This is a genomic window from Leifsonia sp. GW821-FHT13C05 (genome assembly GCF_058806515.1).
Genome location: NZ_JBXAPT010000003.1, coordinates 284,938 through 301,161 on the forward strand (window position 1 = coordinate 284,938; position 16,224 = coordinate 301,161).

Here is a 16,224-nt window from a genome sequence, read left to right on the forward strand (position 1 = left end):
CTCAGGCGCGCGGCCACACCGGGAGCACATCGCGCTTCCAGGTGGCATTGGTGACGCCCGCCCAGGAGGTGTAGAGAGCCGTGAGGCCGGTGACGAGGCCCAGCCACCCTCCGAGCCGCGTGGCGGCCTCCGCGCCGGCGAGGTCGCCGATGGTGAGCGCGGCGAACGTGATGGTGAGGAGCACGAAGACCGCGAGCGTCGCCCCGTTGGTCTTCGCCGCGGCGACAGTCATCAAGGCGGTGAAGAGCGTCCAGCCCAGCAGGTAGACACCGACACCGGCCGACCCGGCGCGCTCGGCGACGTCCGGGTTCGTCTGCAGCCACCAGAACGACAGCCAGAACGCCCCGTAGGCCGTGAACGCCGTGGCGCCGAACGTGTTGCCGCGCGCGAACTCCCAGAGCCCGGCGGCCGCCTGGGTCAGTCCGCCGAAGAATAGGGCCATGCTCACCGCCGCGGCGCCTGCCTCGTGAAGGATCCTGGCGTTGGCGAGGCTGAGCAGCAGCGTCGTGAGGGCGAACGCCGCGAGTCCGAGCGGTCCAGGATCGGCGATCTCGACGCGGGCGGGCTGCGGGGGTTCAGTCGCGGCCGACGGCGCGGTTCCCTGGTTCTGCTCTGCGATGCTGCTCATGGGACACTCCTTCGTGCGGGATGCGGCGGTGGACGCCGTATCCCGACTCTAGAGTGCTGGATCACACCCGTAAATATTTGTAATCTCAGTCAATGCCGAGCTTCTTGCGCAGCATCGCGACGTGGCCGGTGGCCTTCACGTTGTAGAGGGGGAGACGGACGGTGCCGTCCGGGTTCAGGACGAACGTCGAGCGGATGACGCCGGTGACGGTCTTGCCGTAGAGCTTCTTCTCCCCGTACGCGCCGTATGCCTGGTGCACGGCGAGGTCTTCGTCGCTCAGCAGCGGGAAGTTGAGGCCCTCCTGCTCCTGGAACTGCTTGTTCTTGGCCGGGGCGTCCTTGGAGATGCCGATGACCTGGTAGTCGGCGGACGCCAGAGAGTTGAGGTTGTCGCGGAAGTCGCAGGCCTCCGTGGTGCAGCCGGGGGTCATGGCCGCCGGGTAGAAGTACACGATCACGTTCTTGCCCGCGTAGTCGCCGAGCGAGACGGGCGCGCCGTCCTGGTCTGTGAGCGTGAACGCCGGGGCGGCGTCTCCCGCTTCGAGTCGCACATCAGTCATGGCTTCATTCTCGCGCACCAGTGGGCCGCGCGGGCGAATCGGGCTCGCTCAGAAGAACTCAGGCGAACGTCGCGAGCAGCCGCTGCAGCGAGTCCAGCCGCGCGCGCCCCGTCTCGCCGAGCGCTCCGGCTTCGACGGCCTCCACGATCGCGCAGTCCGGCGCATCCGGCAGGTGCGTGCATCCCCGCGGGCAATCCTCGGCGAGTTCGGCGAGGTCGGTGAACGACTTCAGGATGCTGTCGGTGTTGATGTGCCCGAGCCCGAAGGACCGCACGCCAGGGGTGTCGATGACCCAGCCGTGTCCTTCGGCGTTCTCCACCCGCAGCGACACGGTCGACGACGACGTGTGCCTGCCGCGGCCGGTCACCACGTTCACATGGCCCGTCGCGCGCATCGCGCCCGGCACGATCTCGTTGACCAGCGTCGACTTGCCGACGCCCGAGTGCCCGACCACCACCGTGTCGTGCCCCACCAGGGCGGCCTTGATCGCCTCCACCGGGATGTGGTCCTCCCTGCTCGTGAACACGGGCAGGTCGAGCCCGGCGAAGTTCTCCAGGAACGGCGCAGGGTCGGCGAGGTCGATCTTCGTGACGCAGAGCATCGGGGTGATGCCGGCGTCGTACGCGGCGACCAGATAGCGGTCCACCAGTCGGGTTCTCGGCTCAGGATTCGCGGCGGCCACGACGATGAGCATCTGGTCGGCGTTGGCGACGATCACCCGCTCGACCTCGTCCGTGTCGTCCGCGCTCCTCCGCAGCAGGGTGGTGCGCGGCTCGATGCGGACGATCCGGCCGAGCGTGCCGTCCTCGCCGGTCGTGTCCCCGACCACGGCGACGCGGTCGCCGGTCACGATGGCCTGCTTGCGCAGCTCGCTAGCGCGGGCCGCCGTCATCTGCCGTTCGTCCGGGGTGTCCTCGTCGAGGAGCACCGTGTACCTGCCGCGGTCGACGCCGAGCACCCGCGCGATCTGCGCATCCCCGTGCTCCGGCCTCGTCTTGGTGCGCGGCCGGTTGCCCTTCGGGTTGGGGCGGCTCCGGATGCTCGACTCGTCGAACTCGGAGTACGCCTCGTCGTCGTCATCGTCGTCGTCCCACCACGACCCGGTGTTCTCCGTCACGCTGCGTTCTCCGTCACGCTGGGGCGGTGCCTTCCTCGACCAGGCGAGCCCAGAGCTGCGTGAACTGGGGGAGGGTCTTCGCGGTCGTGGCGACGTTCTCGATCTCGACGCCGGGAACCACCAGGCCGATGATCGCGCCTGCCGTGGCCATCCGGTGGTCCTCGTAGCTGCGCCACACGCCGCCGGTCAGCGGACGCGGCTCGATGCGCAGGCCGTCCTCGAGCTCGGTGACCGCACCTCCGAGGCCGTTGATCTCGGCGACCAGCGCCGCCAGCCTGTCCGTCTCGTGGTGCCGGATGTGCCCGATGCCGGTGATCTCGCTCGGTCCGTCCGCTAGTGCGGCGATGGCGACCAGTGCGGGAGCGAGCTCTCCGCCCGTCGTCAGGTCGAGGGTGACACCCGGGATGCGGTCTCCGCCGGTCACCGTGAGACGGTCGCCGTCGCGGGTGACCGTCGCGCCGAACAGCGGGAGGAGGTCGGCCAGGTCTGCGCCGACCTGCGTCGTGTGCTCCGGCCATCCGGTGAACGTCACGGAGCCTCCGGTGACGACCGCCGCGGCCAGGAAGGGCGCCGCGTTGGAGAGGTCCGGCTCGATGTCGACGTCGCGGGCGCCGATCGTGCCAGGCGCGACGACCCAGCGGCCCACCTCGGGCGACTCGACCGTCACGCCGCGCGCCGCGAGCGTCTGAATGGTCATCTCGATGTGCGGAAGGCTCGGGAGGCGCTCGCCGGAGTGGGTGAGGTCGATGCCGTTCTCGAACCGGCTGGCGGAGAGCAGCAGCGCGCTGACGAACTGGCTGGACGACGATGCGTCGATCGTGATGGCGCCACCGGCGACCGTCCCCGTGCCGTGCACGGTGAACGGCAGGGAACCGCGGCCGTCGTCGTTGACGTCGACGCCGAGGTCGCGCAGCGAGGTGATGATCGACGACATCGGCCGGCCACGGGCCGAGTCATCCGCGTCGAACATCGTCGGCCCGAGCGCCAGGCCGGCGATCGGGGGAACGAACCGCATGACGGTGCCCGCCTGGCCGCACTCGATGGTCGTGCTGCCGAGCAGCTCGTCGGCGGGCGTCACCAGGAGGTCGTCGCCGAACTCGCTCGCGCCCTTCTTCGCCTCGATGCCGACGCCGAGGGCGCGCAGCGCCTCGACCATGTTCTCGCTGTCGCGCGAGTGCAGAGGGGCGCGCAGCAGCGACGGCCCGGCCGCGAGAGCGGAGAGCACCAGCTCCCTCGCCGTCAGCGATTTGGAGCCTGGCAGCGACACGGATGCGGTGAGCGGACCGGTCGCGACGGGCGCCGGCCACAGCGTGTTCGGCTCGTCGGCACGGTTGTCGCCGTACGGATCGAACTCTGGCGCGGAATATTTCGAGATCAGCATCGTTGTCAAGGGTATCCGCGTTTTCGACCGAAGGAAGGAAAGTCTGTGACCCTCACGAGCGCCGTCCTGGACTCTCCGCGCGTGGATACACGCGCGGAACTAGACTTGCCCGTGATGACCACCGCAACTGACGACCTCGGTCCGCTCTTCGAAGAGCAGGCGCTGCAGTACATGGACCAGCTGTACGCAGCGGCACTCCGCATGACCAGAAACCCTGCCGACGCGCAAGATCTGGTCCAGGAGACCTTCGTCAAGGCATACGCGGCGTTCAACCAGTTCCAGCAGGGCACGAACCTGAAGGCCTGGCTGTACCGCATCCTCACGAACACCTTCATCAACACCTACCGCAAGAAGCAGCGCGAGCCGTACCAGGGCACGATCGACGAGCTCGAGGACTGGCAGCTCGGCGGCGCGGAGTCGACCACCGCATCCACCAGCCGTTCGGCTGAGGCTGAGGCGATCGACCACCTGCCAGACAGCGCCGTCAAAGACGCGCTGCAGGCCATTCCGGAAGACTTCAGGATGGCCGTGTACTTCGCTGATGTCGAAGGCTTCTCCTATCAGGAGATCGCCGACATCATGAAGACCCCGATCGGCACCGTGATGAGCCGCCTGCACCGCGGCCGCCGGATGCTGAGGGAGCTTCTCACCGACTACGCGCACGAGCGGGGACTTTCCGCCGTGCAAACACCCAGGAGCACGAAATGACCGACTGCGGCTGCGACAAGGCCAAACAGGACCTCGAGGAATACCTGCGCAACGAACTCTGCAGCGAAGATGCTGCCGACATCCGCGAGCACCTCGCCACCTGCAATGGATGCGCTGACGAAGCGCACCTGAGCGTCGTCCTCACCGAGGTGGTGCAGCGGGCGTGCAAGGAGACGGCGCCGGAAACGCTGCGCGAGGAAGTGCTGCTGCGCATCCGGGGCTTCCAGGCCACCCACTGAGCGAGCCGGCACTGACCGGGGCGACGGCAGCTCCCGCTACCGCACCTGGTGCAGGAGGAACAGCCCGCCCAGCGGGTCGGTGACCTGCGCGAACCGTCCGAACTCGCTGTCCCACGGGTCGCGGATGACGGTCCCGCCCAGCTCGACGACGCGGGCGCACGACTCCTCGGCGTTCTGCACGCCGAAGTACACCACCCAGTGCGACGGCACGCCCTCCGGAAGCATCTTGTCCGCATCGTAGACGCCACCCGCGGGCATCCCGTCCGGGCCGAACGTGCAGTAGCGGAAGTCGGCGGTGTCGCCGAGCACCTGCGTCTGCCAGTTGAACACCTTCGTGTAGAAGTCGACCTGCGTCGCGTAGCTGCGCGCGTACAGCTCGTGCCAGGCCGGCCCGCCGATCTCCGCGACCAGCTCGAACCCGCGGTGCGCTCCGGGCTCCCAGAGCCCGACCACGGCGCCGCCCGGGTCGGCGATGACGGCCATCCTGCCCTGGTCGCCGACCGTCATCGCGGGGGAGTAGACCTCCGCCCCGGCGTCGACGGCCGCTCGCTCGGACGCATCCACGTCCTCGACGAGCAGGTAGGTGAGCCAGGAGTTCGGCTGCGCGTCGCCCATCACGGCTCCGAGACCGGCGACGGCGTGCCCGTCGCGGCGGAACATGACGTATCCGCCGTACTCCCCGCCGCCCTCCTCGGCCGTCCAGCCGAACAGGGCGGTGTAGAACTCCGTGGCCCGGGGAACGTCTGAGCTCGCATAGTCGACCCAGCATGGCTCCCCGAGGCGGTGCTTCGTCACGACAGTCATGCCGTCACCATACGCGCGGCCGCCGCAAACGGCGAGGGGCGCCTCGCGCTGACGCGAGACGCCCCTGACAGGACCGGGATGCGGTTACAGCGTGAGCGCGCGCTGGATCAGCACGCTCTGCTCCTGCGCGTGACGCTTGGCCGAACCGGCGGCGGGCGAAGCCGACGCAGCCCGCGAGATGACACCGAGCGGGCGCGGGCCCAGCTTGGAGGTCTCGAGGATCATGTACGGCCAGGCGCCCTGGTTCTCCGGCTCGTCCTGCACCCACACCAGTTCGGCGTTCGGGTACGAGTCGACGACGGCCTTCAGCTCGGTGGCGGGGAGCGGGTAGTACTGCTCGACGCGCACGAGGGCGATCTCCGGGTTCGGGTTCTTCTGCAGCTCGTTGGCGAGGTCGTAGTAGAGCTTGCCCGCCATCAGCAGCACGCGCTTGACGGCGCCCTTGTCGCTGATCCTGGCGTCGTCGATGACCGGCTCGAACTTGCCCTGCGTGAAGTCGCCGACCTCACTGGATGCTCCGCGCAGTCGCAGCATCGCCTTCGGGGTGAAGACGACGAGCGGGCGGCGGGGGCGGGCGTACGCCTGACGGCGCAGCAGGTGGAAGTACGACGCGGGCGTCGACGGACGCGCGACGGTCATGTTGTTCTCCGCACACAGCTGCAGGTAGCGCTCGATGCGCGCACTGGAGTGGTCAGGTCCCTGACCCTCGTAGCCGTGCGGGAGCAGCAGGACGAGCGACGAGCGCTGGCCCCACTTCTGCTCGGCCGACGACACGAACTCGTCGATGATCGTCTGGGCGCCGTTGGCGAAGTCGCCGAACTGCGCCTCCCACAGGACGAGGGCATCCGGTCGCTCGACCGAGTATCCATACTCGAAGCCCATCGCCGCGTACTCGCTCAGCAGCGAGTCGTAGATCCAGAACTTGGCCTGGTTGTCGCTGAGGTTCGCCAGCGGCAGCCACTCCTGGCCGTTCGAGCGGTCGTGGAACACGGCGTGACGCTGCACGAAGGTGCCGCGCCGGGTGTCCTGGCCGGCCATGCGGACCGGGGTGCCCTCGAGCAGCAGCGAACCGAGGGCGAGCAGCTCGCCGAAGCCCCAGTCGATGCCTCCGTTGCGGCTCATCTCTCCGCGCTTGGCGAGGAGCTGCTGCAGCTTCGGGTGCACGGTGAAGCCGGCAGGCGGGTTGTTGAACGCGTCGCCGATGAGGTGGATGACCTGCTCGCTGACGGCCGTGGTCTCCGGCTCCCCGACGTTGTCCTCCTGCTGGGCGGCGGGCAGTTCGAGGTCGGCGACCGCTCCGTCGCCGGTGACCACCGGCGTCGAGTTGGTCTGCGCGGCGTGCGTCTCCATGAAGGCGCGCTCCAGGCGCTCCTGGAAGTCGCGGTGCGCCTGCTCGTACTCTTCCTCGGTGATGTCGCCGCGGCCGACGAGGGCCTCGGTGTACAGGCGGCGCACGGAGCGCTTGGCCTCGATGAGGTTGTACATGAGCGGCTGCGTCATCGAGGGGTCGTCTCCCTCGTTGTGGCCGCGGCGGCGGTAGCAGATGAGGTCGATGACCACGTCGCGCTTGAACTCCTGGCGGTACTCGAACGCCAGCTGGGCGACGCGGACGACGGCCTCCGGGTCGTCGCCGTTCACGTGGAAGATCGGCGCCTGGATGGTCTTGGCCACGTCGGTCGAGTACACCGATGAGCGGGACTCGGTGGGCGGCGTGGTGAAGCCGACCTGGTTGTTGATGTTGACGTGGATCGTGCCGCCGGTGCGGTATGCCCGCAGCTGCGACATCTGCAGCGTCTCGACGACGATGCCCTGGCCGGCCATCGCGGCGTCACCGTGGATGAGCACGGGCAGCGTGAGGAAGGTGTTCGGCGGGCGGCGGTCCTGCTTGGCGCGGACGATGCCTTCCAGCACGCCGTCGACGGCTTCGAGGTGCGACGGGTTCGCGGCCAGGTAGACCGGGATCTCCTCGCCGTCGGCCCCGCGGAAGGTGCCCTCGGTGCCGAGGTGGTACTTGACGTCGCCGGAGCCCTGCACCGTGCGGGGGTCCTGCGTGCCCTCGAACTCGCGGAAGATCTGACCGTACGTCTTGCCGGCGATGTTGGTGAGGACGTTGAGGCGGCCGCGGTGGGCCATCGCGATCGCGACCTCGTCGAGCTTCTCGGTCGCCGCACCCTCGAGGATCGCATCCAGGAGGGCGATGGTGGACTCTCCGCCTTCGAGGCTGAACCGCTTCTGGCCGACGTACTTGGTCTGCAGGAAGGTCTCGAACGCCTCGGCCTCGTTCAGCTTGCCGAGGATGCGGAGCTGCTCGTCGTGCGACGGCTTCTCGTAGCCGCGCTCGACCTTGTCCTGGATCCACTTGCGCTGGGCGGGGTCCTGGATGTGCATGTACTCGATGCCGACCGTGCGGCAGTACGAGTCGCGCAGCACGCCGAGGATGTCGCGGAGCAGCATCTTGCGCTTGTCCCCGCCGAACTGGCCGGTGACGAACTCGCGGTCGAGGTCCCAGAAGGTGAGGCCGTGGCTCGCGATGTCGAGGTCGGGGTGCGAACGCTGGACGTACTCGAGCGGGTCGATGTCGGCCATCAGGTGGCCGCGCACGCGGAACGCGTTGATCAGCTCCTGCACGCGGGCGGTCTTGTCGACGGCGCTCGCGAGGTCGACGCTGATGTCCGGCGCCCAGCGGATCGGCTCGTACGGGATGCGCAGCGCGGCGAAGATGTCCTCGTAGAAGCTGCGCTTGCCGATCAGCATCTCGTGCACGATCTTCAGGAACTCGCCGGAGCCTGCACCCTGGATGACGCGGTGGTCGTACGTGCTGGTGAGCGTGATGGTCTTGCCGATGGCGAGCCCGGCGAGCGTCTTCTCGCTCGACCCCTGGAACTCGGCAGGGTATTCGAGGGCGCCGGCGCCGATGATGGCGCCCTGGCCCTTCATCAGGCGGGGCACGGAGTGCACGGTGCCGATGCCGCCCGGGTTGGTGAGCGAGATGGTGGTTCCCGCGAAGTCGCCTGCGCCCAGCTTGTTGTTGCGGGCGCGGCTGACCAGGTCCTCGTATGCGGCGAGGTACTCGCCGAAGCCCATCGTGTCCGCACGCTTGATGCTCGGGACGAGGAGGGCGCGGGTGCCGTCCGGCTTGGGGAGGTCGATCGCGATGCCGAGGTTGACGTGCGCAGGCGCGACGAGCGACGGCTTGCCGTCGATCACGTCGTAGTACACGTTCTGGCTCGGGAACTCCTTGAGCGCCTGGATCAGCGCCCAGCCGATCAGGTGCGTGAACGAGACCTTGCCGCCGCGGGCGCGCTTCAGGTGGTTGTTGATGACGATGCGGTTGTCGATCATCAGCTTGGCCGGGATGGTGCGGACGCTGGTGGCGGTCGGCACGGTGAGCGACGCATCCATGTTGGTGGCGAGCGTCTTGGACATGCCGCGGAGCGGGGTGATCTTGTCCTGCGTCTCCGGCGCGCCGTCCTCGCCGGAGACGACGGTCTGCGGGGCGGTGACGGGGGCGTCGGCCGGCACGGGCTGCGGCTTCGGCGCGATCGACGTGGTGCGTGCGACGGGCTGGGCGCCGATGACCGGGATGGGCGCGGTGACGGGATGTGCGTCGCCTGCCGGCGTCGACGGCTCGGCAGGGGTGGGTGCTGTCGGCTCCGCCGGCGTGGGGGCCAGGGGCTCCGTCGGGGACGGCGCTGTCGGCTCTGCCGGGGTGGGGGCCGGGGTCTCGCTGGGGGAGGGGGTGGATGCCTGACCGTCGTCCTTCACGGTCGGCTGGTAGCTCTCGAGGATCGGCCACCAGGACTTGTCGACCGAATTCTTGTCGACGACGAACTGCTCGTACAGTTCGTCGACGAGCCATTCATTGGCTCCGAATTCGCCCGACGATCCGTCGTCGGTTCCCACTCCGGTCAGTTGGCTCGACACAGCCGCTCGCCCACTCTCTCCATTGATTCTTTGTTGCCAGGCAGCACGGTCACCACCCGTTTCCATCCAGTCATCAAGCCTAATCCCTTCCGGCGCCTGGTGCGGGCGCTCGCCCGTGAGGGATACCGTTATTCCCATGCAGTTCTATGGAACGACCCCGCGCCACGATCTCACATACTCCGACGTGTTCCTCGTGCCGTCGAGATCCAACGTGACGAGCCGCCTCGACGTGTCGCTCGCGCCCAACGACGGCACAGGGGCGACCATCCCGATCGTGTCCGCCAACATGAACTCGGTGACCGGCAAACGCCTTGCCGCGACCCTCGCCCGCCGCGGCGGTCTCGGGGTGCTGCCGCAGGACATGCACCTGCAGGACCTCGACGACGCGATCCGCTGGGTCAAGGCGCAGCCCGTCGCGTTTGACACCCCGTACTCCGCGTCTCCGGAGGAGACGGTCGCCGACGCGCTCCGCCGCGTGCCGGCTGTCGAGGGCCACGGCATCGTCATCCACGACACCGACGGGAAGTACCTCGGCTGCCTCGCCGCGACGCAGCTCGGCTCAGCCCTCCCGGATGCGCGCCTCGGCGACCTCCTGCACGGAGCCCTCACCGCCCTCGACGCAGAAGACCTGCCGGACGGCCGCGCCGCCTTCGACGTGATGAGCGCCGCCGGACTCGAGTTCGCCCCCGTGCTCGACCACGGCCGCGTCGTCGGCACCCTCAGCCAGAAGAGCGCGATGCGCTCCACCATCTATCAGCCGGCTCTCGATGCGCACGGCCGCCTCCGCGTCGCGGCCGCCGTCGGCATCAACGGCGACGTCGCGAGCAAGGCGAAGGCGCTCGCGGCCGCCGGAGTGGACGTGCTGGTCATCGACACGGCGCACGGCGACCAGGACGGGATGCGTCGCGCCATCCACACGGTCAAGGGCCTCGGGCTCGGCCTGCCGATCGTGGCGGGGAATGTGGTCACCGAGCAGGCCGTCCGCGACCTCGTCTCCGCCGGCGCCGACATCCTCAAGGTCGGCGTCGGACCCGGCGCGATGTGCACCACCCGCATGATGACCGCCGTCGGCCGTCCGCAGTTCTCCGCGGTGCTGGAGACCTCGGAGGCCGCCCGCGAGCTCGGCGCCCACGTCTGGGCGGACGGCGGAGTGCGCTACCCGCGCGACGTCGCCCTCGCGCTCGCCGCCGGAGGGGCGTCCGTGATGATCGGCTCCTGGTTCGCCGGGACCATCGAGGCGCCGGGCCTCCTCGACCGGGATGCGAACGGCCAGCTCTTCAAGGAGAGCTGGGGCATGGCGAGCACCAAGGCGGTCAAGGGCCGCTTCGAGCGACTCGACGCGTACGAGCTGGCCAGGAAGACCCTCTTCGCGGAGGGCATCTCCAGCTCGCGCATCTACCTCGACCCGCAGCGCCCGTCCGTCGAAGACCTGCTCGACATGATCACGACGGGCGTGCGCAGCTCGTTCACGTACGCGGGCGCGCGCTCGGTGCCGGAGTTCCACGAGCGCGCGCTGGTGGGCATCCAGTCGGCCGCCGGCTACGAGGAGGGCAAGGCGCTGCCGGTCTCCTGGTAGGTCATCCGCCGTTCTGGGTCTGGCCGCCGTTCTGCGACGGTCCGCCGTTCTGTGACGGTCCGCCGTTCTGGCCGAACCCGTTGCCGAACTGGCGCGGCTGGAACTCCTGCCGGTTCCCGATGCCCGGGTGACCGCCGTCCGTCGCGTGCGCGGTGAAGAACCCCGCGAAGAACACGACGACCAGCACGGCGACCGCTCCGACGATCACCGCGGTGTTCTGAGCCCAGCGCGGCCAGCGATGCAGCACGTATCCACCGGATGCGGGTGTCGCCGCGACCGGCGGATACGGCGGCTGCTGGGGCTGAGCCGGGGCTGCAGGCTGCCACGGCTGCCCGGTGGGTGGTGCGTACTCGGGGCTGGTGGTCATCGTCGCGTCCTTCCGCCATCGTGCTCGGCTGTCTGTGCGAGTGTGCCGCCGGACGTTCTCGGTTCGCTATGAACCGATTACGGATGCGCTGGGAGCGGCCACGAATCCGCTGCGGCACACACCCTTTTCCCGGAAACCGCGCCGGTATACTGAGCGGGAAATGGACGACCCTCCTTCTGATAGCCCATTCGCCCCGGCGAGTTCCACGATCTCGCCGCCCACCCGCGGCCTGAGGCCCGAGCGGGGTGACCGCCGTGCTCTATGAGTGGATCATGCTCGGCGTCGGTCTGCTGCTGACCGTCGGCACCGGTCTCTTCGTCGCGAGCGAGTTCGCGCTGGTCAACCTCGACCGCGGCGACCTCGAAGCGCGGCGTGAGCGTGGGGAGTCCCGGCTCACGATGACCATCGCCGCGTTGAAGATCACGTCGACGCACCTGTCGAGTGCACAGCTCGGCATCACCCTGACGACGCTGCTCACCGGTTACACGATGGAACCGGCCATCAGCTCGCTGCTGAACGGGCCGCTGACGTCCGTGGGCATCCCGGAGGGGGCGGTCGGGCCGATCGCGACCACCGTTGCGATCGTCGTGGCGACCCTGCTGTCGATGATCCTCGGCGAGCTCGTCCCCAAGAACTTCGCCCTCGCGCTCCCGCTCGCGACGGCCAAGCTCGTCATCCCGTTCCAGACGGTGTTCACCGCGATCTTCCGGCCGTTCATCGTCGTCCTCAACGGCACGGCCAACGGCATACTCCGGATGCTCGGCATCGAGCCGAAGGAGGAGCTGTCCGGCGCGCGCACGGCCGAGGAACTGTCGTCGCTCGTGCGCAGGTCGGCCAGCGCCGGTGTGCTCGAAGAGGACACCGCCACGCTGCTCAGCCGCACGCTGGCGTTCTCGAACCACACGGCGTCCGACGTGATGACCCCGCGGCCGCGCATCGCGACCGTGCAGCGCAGCGAGCCGGCGCAGGCCGTGCTCGATCTCGCGCGGTCGACCGGGTACTCGCGGTTCCCCGTCGTCGACGACGACATCGACGACGTGGTCGGGTTCGTGCACGTGAAGCAGGCCGTCGCCGTCCCGCGGCCGCGGCGAGCCCGCGTGCCGGTGTCTGCGCTGCAGACGGACGCGCTGCGCGTGCCGGAGACGATGAACCTCGACACGCTGCTCGGCGAGCTGCGCGGACGGGGATACCAGATGGCGGTCGTCGTGGACGAGTACGGGGGAACCTCCGGCATCGCGACGCTCGAAGACCTGGTGGAGGAGATCGTCGGCGAGGTGGCGGACGAGCACGACCGCACCAGGGCGGGCGTCGTCCGCGGCCGCGACTCCCTGACCTTCCCCGGCATCCTTCGGCCGGACGAGCTGCTCGAACGGGCAGGCGTCACCGTGCCGGAGGACGGTCCGTACGAGACGGTCGCCGGATTCGTGATGAACGAGCTCGGCCGGCTGCCGAAGGTGGGCGACGAGGTGCAGATCGACGGAGGCACCCTGCGGGTCGAGCGACTCGAAGGGCGCAGGGTGGACCGCATCCGGTACACCCCGGATCCCGTGCTTCCCGGCGAGGAGGTGAACGGCCATGAGTGATTGGGCCGGAATCGCCTGGCTGGTGGTGCTGCTGGTGGTCAACGCCTTCTTCGTCGCCGCCGAGTTCGCCGTCATCTCCGCACGGCGGTCGCAGATCGAGCCGCTGGCCGAACGGGGCAAGCGGAGCGCGAAGACGGCGCTGTACGCGATGGAGCACGCGACGCTCATGCTCGCGACCACGCAGCTCGGCATCACCGTGTGCTCGCTGCTCATCCTGAACGTCTCGGAGCCGGCGATCCACCACCTGCTCGAGGTGCCGTTGCACGCGACAGGATGGTCGGACGACGTCATCGGCACCGTCGCGTTCATCGTGACGCTCGTGCTCGTGTCGTTCCTGCACGTGGTGTTCGGCGAGATGGTGCCGAAGAACATCTCGTTCTCGATGCCGGACAAGGCCGCGCTGCTGCTCGCACCGCCGCTGGTCGCCGTCGGACGCGTGGTGCGGCCGATCATCGTGGCGCTGAACGCCACGGCGAACAGCGTGCTGCGCCTGTTCGGGGTGGAGCCGAAGGACGAGGCGGCGAGCACGTTCACGCTCGAAGAGGTGGCGAGCATCGTCAACCGCTCGACCAGGGAGGGCGTGCTCACCGACAGGACAGGGGCGCTCACCGCGGCGTTCGAGTTCACGGAGAAGAAGGTCAACGAGGTCGCGCTCGGCCTCGACAAGCTGGTCTCGCTCCCGGCGCAGCCGACCCCAGCCGACGTGGAGAAGGCCGTGTCGAAGAACGGCTTCTCTCGCTACGTCGTGCTCGACGAGTCCGGAGAGCCGACGGGCTACCTGCATCTCAAGGATGTGCTGGACCTGGAGGAGACCGGGTTCGAGCTCCCCGTGCCGGCCAAGCGCATCCGGAGACTGGTGACGGTGTTCGCGGAGAGCGACCTCGAGGACGCCCTGGCGACCATGCGTCGCTCCGGCAGCCACCTGGCGCGCGTGGTCGACGCGGAGGGCCGGACGGTCGGCGTGCTGTTCCTGGAGGACATCATCGAGGAGCTGGTCGGCGAGGTGCAGGATGCGACCCGCCGGTCCTGACGCCTAGAACCGCTGTTCCAGTTCCTTCCCGGTGAGTCGGGCGAGTAGCGTGACGCTCGGGAGCGGAAGAGAGGAACACTCATGTTGGAGTCGTCGGTGACGTACTCCGTCCTTCCAGCTTCGAACCTGCAGCGAGCCGTGGACTGGTACCGCGACAAGCTCGAGCTCGAACCGGAACGGACGGGCGAAGGAAGTGCCGTCTACGGCACGGGGACGGATGCCAAGATCCAGGTCTACGAGACCGAGAACGCCGGAACAGCGCAGAACACCGCGATGGGCTGGATGGTCGACGACATCGACGCGGCGGTCGAGCACCTGCGCGGGCGCGGCGTGGTCTTCGAGGACTACGATTTCCCCGGATTGAAGACGGAGAACGGGATCGCGACGAACGCGGAAGAGCGGGCGGCGTGGTTCACGGACAGCGAAGGGAACATCCTCTGCATCTCGCAGCGCTCCTGAGCTACCCGGGTACGACGGCAGACCGCGCGCGTGCATCCCGCTGAGGTGCACGCGTCGGCGGACGACGCCGTCGGGCAGCCGCACCGGGTGGATGCGGCGCTCCCGCCTGCCCGGGAGGTGCTGCGCGCGTTCGGCGCGTCGGGCGCGCCCGTGCTGCTCCCCGGCGGCCGCGGCCTGACCTGGCGTGCCGACGAGGTCGTGCTGCGCCCTGCGGAGGCGCGCGAGGAGACGACGTGGAAGTCGGAGGTGCTGTCGCGCCTGCCGGAGTCGTCGGCATTCACCGCGCCCACCCCGCTCCGCGACGACGCAGGCGAGTGGATCCGCGACGGCTGGGAGGCGCTGCGGTGGGTGCCCGGCGCGGCGGACCCGACGAGGGTGGGGGACGTCGTGCGCGCCGGCCTGGCGTTCCAGGAGGCGCTGGCGGGGCATCCGGAGCCGGGTTTCATCGCGCGGGCGGAGCATGCTTGGGCGCGCGCAGACCGGCTGGCGTGGGGCGAGCCGGACCGCGACGCGGCGCTGCTGGCTGCCGACCCGCTGCTGGCGGCGCTCGCCGCCGAGTACCGCGGCGTGGATGCACCGAGCCAGGTCATCCACGCCGACTTGCTGGGCAACGTGCTGTTCGCGCCGGGGCGCCCTCCCGCGGTGATCGACTGGGCGCCGTACTGGCGGCCGGCGGGGTTCTCCGCCGCGGTGGCCGTGGCCGACGCCGTGTGCTGGCATGCGCATCCGGTGGAGCGGCTGGCGGAGGACTTCGGCATCGGCCGGTGGCGGCAGCTGCTGCTGCGCGCGCTGGTGTTCCGGATGGCGACGCTGCACCTGCTCGGCCGATGGGACGACGCAGACGCCCGGCGCCACGCACCCGTCGTGCACGCGGTCATCGCGCTCGACGGCTAGCCACTGCTAGGGTGTGCGAGGACCGGACGACGGACAGAGGAGGTGGTACCCGTGAACGAATCGACGTGGGTGCTCCTTCCTGGGGTCACGGTCGGGCGGTAGGTCGCCCGGGAGCGCCATCAGCTGAGCACTCCCGAAAGGCACGACCATGAACCTCCCCTTCACAACACATCACCGCACAACACACCACCGTCTTGACGACGGCACCGCGGACGAGATCCTCGAACGCGAATTCACCATCGGCGACATTCCCGGCATCCTCTGGACGCCGCCGTCCGCCGACGCATCCACACCGGCACCGCTGATCCTGCTCGGGCATCCCGGCGGGCTCGGGATGATGTACCAGCGGCTGCTCGGACGGGCCAGGAGCGCCGCCGCGAGCGGCATCGCAACGGCCACCATCGAGCTGCCGGGCAGCGGGGACCGCCCGCGCACGGCGGAGGCCGAGCAGGCCAGGGCCGACCTGCACGCGGCACTGGCGGCGGGGGAGCCTGTCGACGGGATCGTCGACAGGCTGGTCCTCCCGCTGGCGGAGGCTGCCGTCCCCGAATGGCAGACGACACTGGATGCGCTTCTCGCGCTCCCGGAGATCGGCGGCCCCGTCGCGATCTCCGGCGGCGTGATCGCCATCGCCATGCGGCTGGCTCTCGTCGAACCGCGCATCGCGGCTGCCGGGTTCTTCGCCGGCAGCTACGTGCCGTTATCGATGTTCGACGAGGCCCGTCGCATCACGATCCCGCTGCACGTGCTGCTGCAGTGGGACGACGAAGGCAACGACCGGCAGCTCGCCCTCGACCTGTTCGACGCGTTCGGCTCCGCCGAGAAGACGCTGCAGGCCAACCTGGGCGGACACCGGGGCGTCCCGGCGCACGCCGGCGAGGACGCTGCCCGGTTCTTCGTCCGGCACCTGAAGTGAGCTGACGCGGCGGCGGCGCACCCCGGGTGGGATGCGCCG

Annotated in this window: 15 protein-coding genes; 8 read left to right on the forward strand and 7 right to left on the reverse strand. The window is 69.3% G+C overall.

Annotation, left to right across the window (positions count from 1 at the left end):
* Position 1 precedes the first annotated feature (1 nt).
* The 4 genes from AC1ROC_RS11695 to aroA form a co-directional block, all read right to left on the reverse strand.
* Positions 2-628, reverse strand: coding sequence for an acetate uptake transporter (locus AC1ROC_RS11695; RefSeq protein ID WP_085369959.1), 627 nt, complete (start codon positions 626-628; stop codon positions 2-4).
* A gap of 85 nt (positions 629-713) precedes the next feature.
* Positions 714-1,187 (reverse strand): thioredoxin-dependent thiol peroxidase, encoded by a 474-nt coding sequence (gene bcp / locus AC1ROC_RS11700; protein WP_085369960.1) that lies wholly within the window; start codon positions 1,185-1,187, stop codon positions 714-716.
* A gap of 58 nt (positions 1,188-1,245) precedes the next feature.
* Entirely contained in the window at positions 1,246-2,304 is a 1,059-nt protein-coding gene (rsgA, locus tag AC1ROC_RS11705) for a ribosome small subunit-dependent GTPase A (RefSeq protein ID WP_085369961.1), read from the reverse strand.
* 13 nt (positions 2,305-2,317) lie between these two features.
* Entirely contained in the window at positions 2,318-3,685 is a 1,368-nt protein-coding gene (gene aroA, locus AC1ROC_RS11710; protein WP_493000293.1) for a 3-phosphoshikimate 1-carboxyvinyltransferase, read from the reverse strand.
* Positions 3,686-3,799: 114 nt separating this feature from the next.
* Between aroA and AC1ROC_RS11715 the strand changes: the two genes are divergently transcribed.
* Together AC1ROC_RS11715 and AC1ROC_RS11720 are read left to right on the forward strand one after the other, a co-directional pair.
* Positions 3,800-4,393, forward strand: coding sequence for a sigma-70 family RNA polymerase sigma factor (locus AC1ROC_RS11715; protein WP_247597317.1), 594 nt, complete (start codon positions 3,800-3,802; stop codon positions 4,391-4,393).
* Complete coding sequence (locus AC1ROC_RS11720; protein ID WP_085369963.1) at positions 4,390-4,632, forward strand: zf-HC2 domain-containing protein; 243 nt, start codon at positions 4,390-4,392, stop codon at positions 4,630-4,632. The genes AC1ROC_RS11715 and AC1ROC_RS11720 overlap by 4 nt, the downstream gene beginning before the upstream one ends.
* 36 nt (positions 4,633-4,668) lie before the next feature.
* Here AC1ROC_RS11720 and AC1ROC_RS11725 read toward each other — a convergent pair whose 3' ends face one another.
* Positions 4,669-5,436: a VOC family protein gene (locus AC1ROC_RS11725; protein ID WP_493000296.1), complete on the reverse strand. Its 768-nt coding sequence runs from the start codon at positions 5,434-5,436 to the stop codon at positions 4,669-4,671.
* A gap of 84 nt (positions 5,437-5,520) precedes the next feature.
* Entirely contained in the window at positions 5,521-9,360 is a 3,840-nt protein-coding gene (locus AC1ROC_RS11730) for a multifunctional oxoglutarate decarboxylase/oxoglutarate dehydrogenase thiamine pyrophosphate-binding subunit/dihydrolipoyllysine-residue succinyltransferase subunit (RefSeq protein WP_493000298.1), read from the reverse strand.
* Positions 9,361-9,496: 136 nt separating this feature from the next.
* Here AC1ROC_RS11730 and guaB1 point away from each other — a divergent pair, with 136 nt between their 5' ends.
* On the forward strand, positions 9,497-10,936 hold the full coding sequence (gene guaB1 / locus AC1ROC_RS11735; protein ID WP_085369965.1) for a GMP reductase: 1,440 nt from the start codon (positions 9,497-9,499) through the stop codon (positions 10,934-10,936).
* A gap of 1 nt (position 10,937) precedes the next feature.
* Here guaB1 and AC1ROC_RS11740 read toward each other — a convergent pair whose 3' ends face one another.
* Positions 10,938-11,303 carry a hypothetical protein gene (locus tag AC1ROC_RS11740; protein WP_493000300.1) on the reverse strand — a complete coding sequence of 122 codons (366 nt, stop codon included), beginning with the start codon at positions 11,301-11,303 and terminating at the stop codon, positions 10,938-10,940.
* Between the two features lie 272 nt (positions 11,304-11,575).
* Here AC1ROC_RS11740 and AC1ROC_RS11745 point away from each other — a divergent pair, with 272 nt between their 5' ends.
* The 5 genes from AC1ROC_RS11745 to AC1ROC_RS11765 all read left to right on the forward strand — a co-directional run bounded on the left by AC1ROC_RS11745 (position 11,576) and on the right by AC1ROC_RS11765 (position 16,185).
* Complete coding sequence (locus AC1ROC_RS11745) at positions 11,576-12,886, forward strand: hemolysin family protein (protein ID WP_168690782.1); 1,311 nt, start codon at positions 11,576-11,578, stop codon at positions 12,884-12,886.
* A complete protein-coding gene (locus tag AC1ROC_RS11750; protein ID WP_085369968.1) occupies positions 12,879-13,916 on the forward strand; it encodes a hemolysin family protein in 1,038 nt (345 codons plus the stop codon). The genes AC1ROC_RS11745 and AC1ROC_RS11750 overlap by 8 nt, the downstream gene beginning before the upstream one ends.
* A gap of 81 nt (positions 13,917-13,997) precedes the next feature.
* Positions 13,998-14,375 (forward strand): VOC family protein, encoded by a 378-nt coding sequence (locus tag AC1ROC_RS11755; RefSeq protein ID WP_085369969.1) that lies wholly within the window; start codon positions 13,998-14,000, stop codon positions 14,373-14,375.
* A 30-nt stretch (positions 14,376-14,405) separates the two neighbouring features.
* Positions 14,406-15,269, forward strand: a complete 864-nt coding sequence (locus tag AC1ROC_RS11760) for a hypothetical protein (protein ID WP_493000303.1) — start codon at positions 14,406-14,408, stop codon at positions 15,267-15,269.
* Between the two features lie 148 nt (positions 15,270-15,417).
* The gene (locus tag AC1ROC_RS11765) at positions 15,418-16,185 is read left to right on the forward strand and encodes a dienelactone hydrolase family protein (RefSeq protein ID WP_493000305.1); all 768 of its coding nucleotides are present in this window, start codon (positions 15,418-15,420) and stop codon (positions 16,183-16,185) included.
* Positions 16,186-16,224 lie beyond the last annotated feature (39 nt).

Bases quoted from the DNA above. Each gene is read 5' to 3' on its own strand.
- AC1ROC_RS11750 (WP_085369968.1), top strand. From the start codon at position 12,879: ATGAGTGATTGGGCCGGAATCGCCTGGCTGGTGGTGCTGCTGGTGGTC.
- AC1ROC_RS11715 (WP_247597317.1), top strand. From the start codon at position 3,800: ATGACCACCGCAACTGACGACCTCGGTCCGCTCTTCGAAGAGCAGGCG.
- AC1ROC_RS11725 (WP_493000296.1), bottom strand. From the start codon at position 5,436: ATGACTGTCGTGACGAAGCACCGCCTCGGGGAGCCATGCTGGGTCGAC.
- bcp (WP_085369960.1), bottom strand. From the start codon at position 1,187: ATGACTGATGTGCGACTCGAAGCGGGAGACGCCGCCCCGGCGTTCACG.
- aroA (WP_493000293.1), bottom strand. From the start codon at position 3,685: ATGCTGATCTCGAAATATTCCGCGCCAGAGTTCGATCCGTACGGCGAC.
- AC1ROC_RS11765 (WP_493000305.1), top strand. From the start codon at position 15,418: ATGAACCTCCCCTTCACAACACATCACCGCACAACACACCACCGTCTT.
- AC1ROC_RS11720 (WP_085369963.1), top strand. From the start codon at position 4,390: ATGACCGACTGCGGCTGCGACAAGGCCAAACAGGACCTCGAGGAATAC.
- AC1ROC_RS11740 (WP_493000300.1), bottom strand. From the start codon at position 11,303: ATGACCACCAGCCCCGAGTACGCACCACCCACCGGGCAGCCGTGGCAG.
- AC1ROC_RS11695 (WP_085369959.1), bottom strand. From the start codon at position 628: ATGAGCAGCATCGCAGAGCAGAACCAGGGAACCGCGCCGTCGGCCGCG.
- AC1ROC_RS11745 (WP_168690782.1), top strand. From the start codon at position 11,576: ATGCTCGGCGTCGGTCTGCTGCTGACCGTCGGCACCGGTCTCTTCGTC.
- AC1ROC_RS11755 (WP_085369969.1), top strand. From the start codon at position 13,998: ATGTTGGAGTCGTCGGTGACGTACTCCGTCCTTCCAGCTTCGAACCTG.
- guaB1 (WP_085369965.1), top strand. From the start codon at position 9,497: ATGCAGTTCTATGGAACGACCCCGCGCCACGATCTCACATACTCCGAC.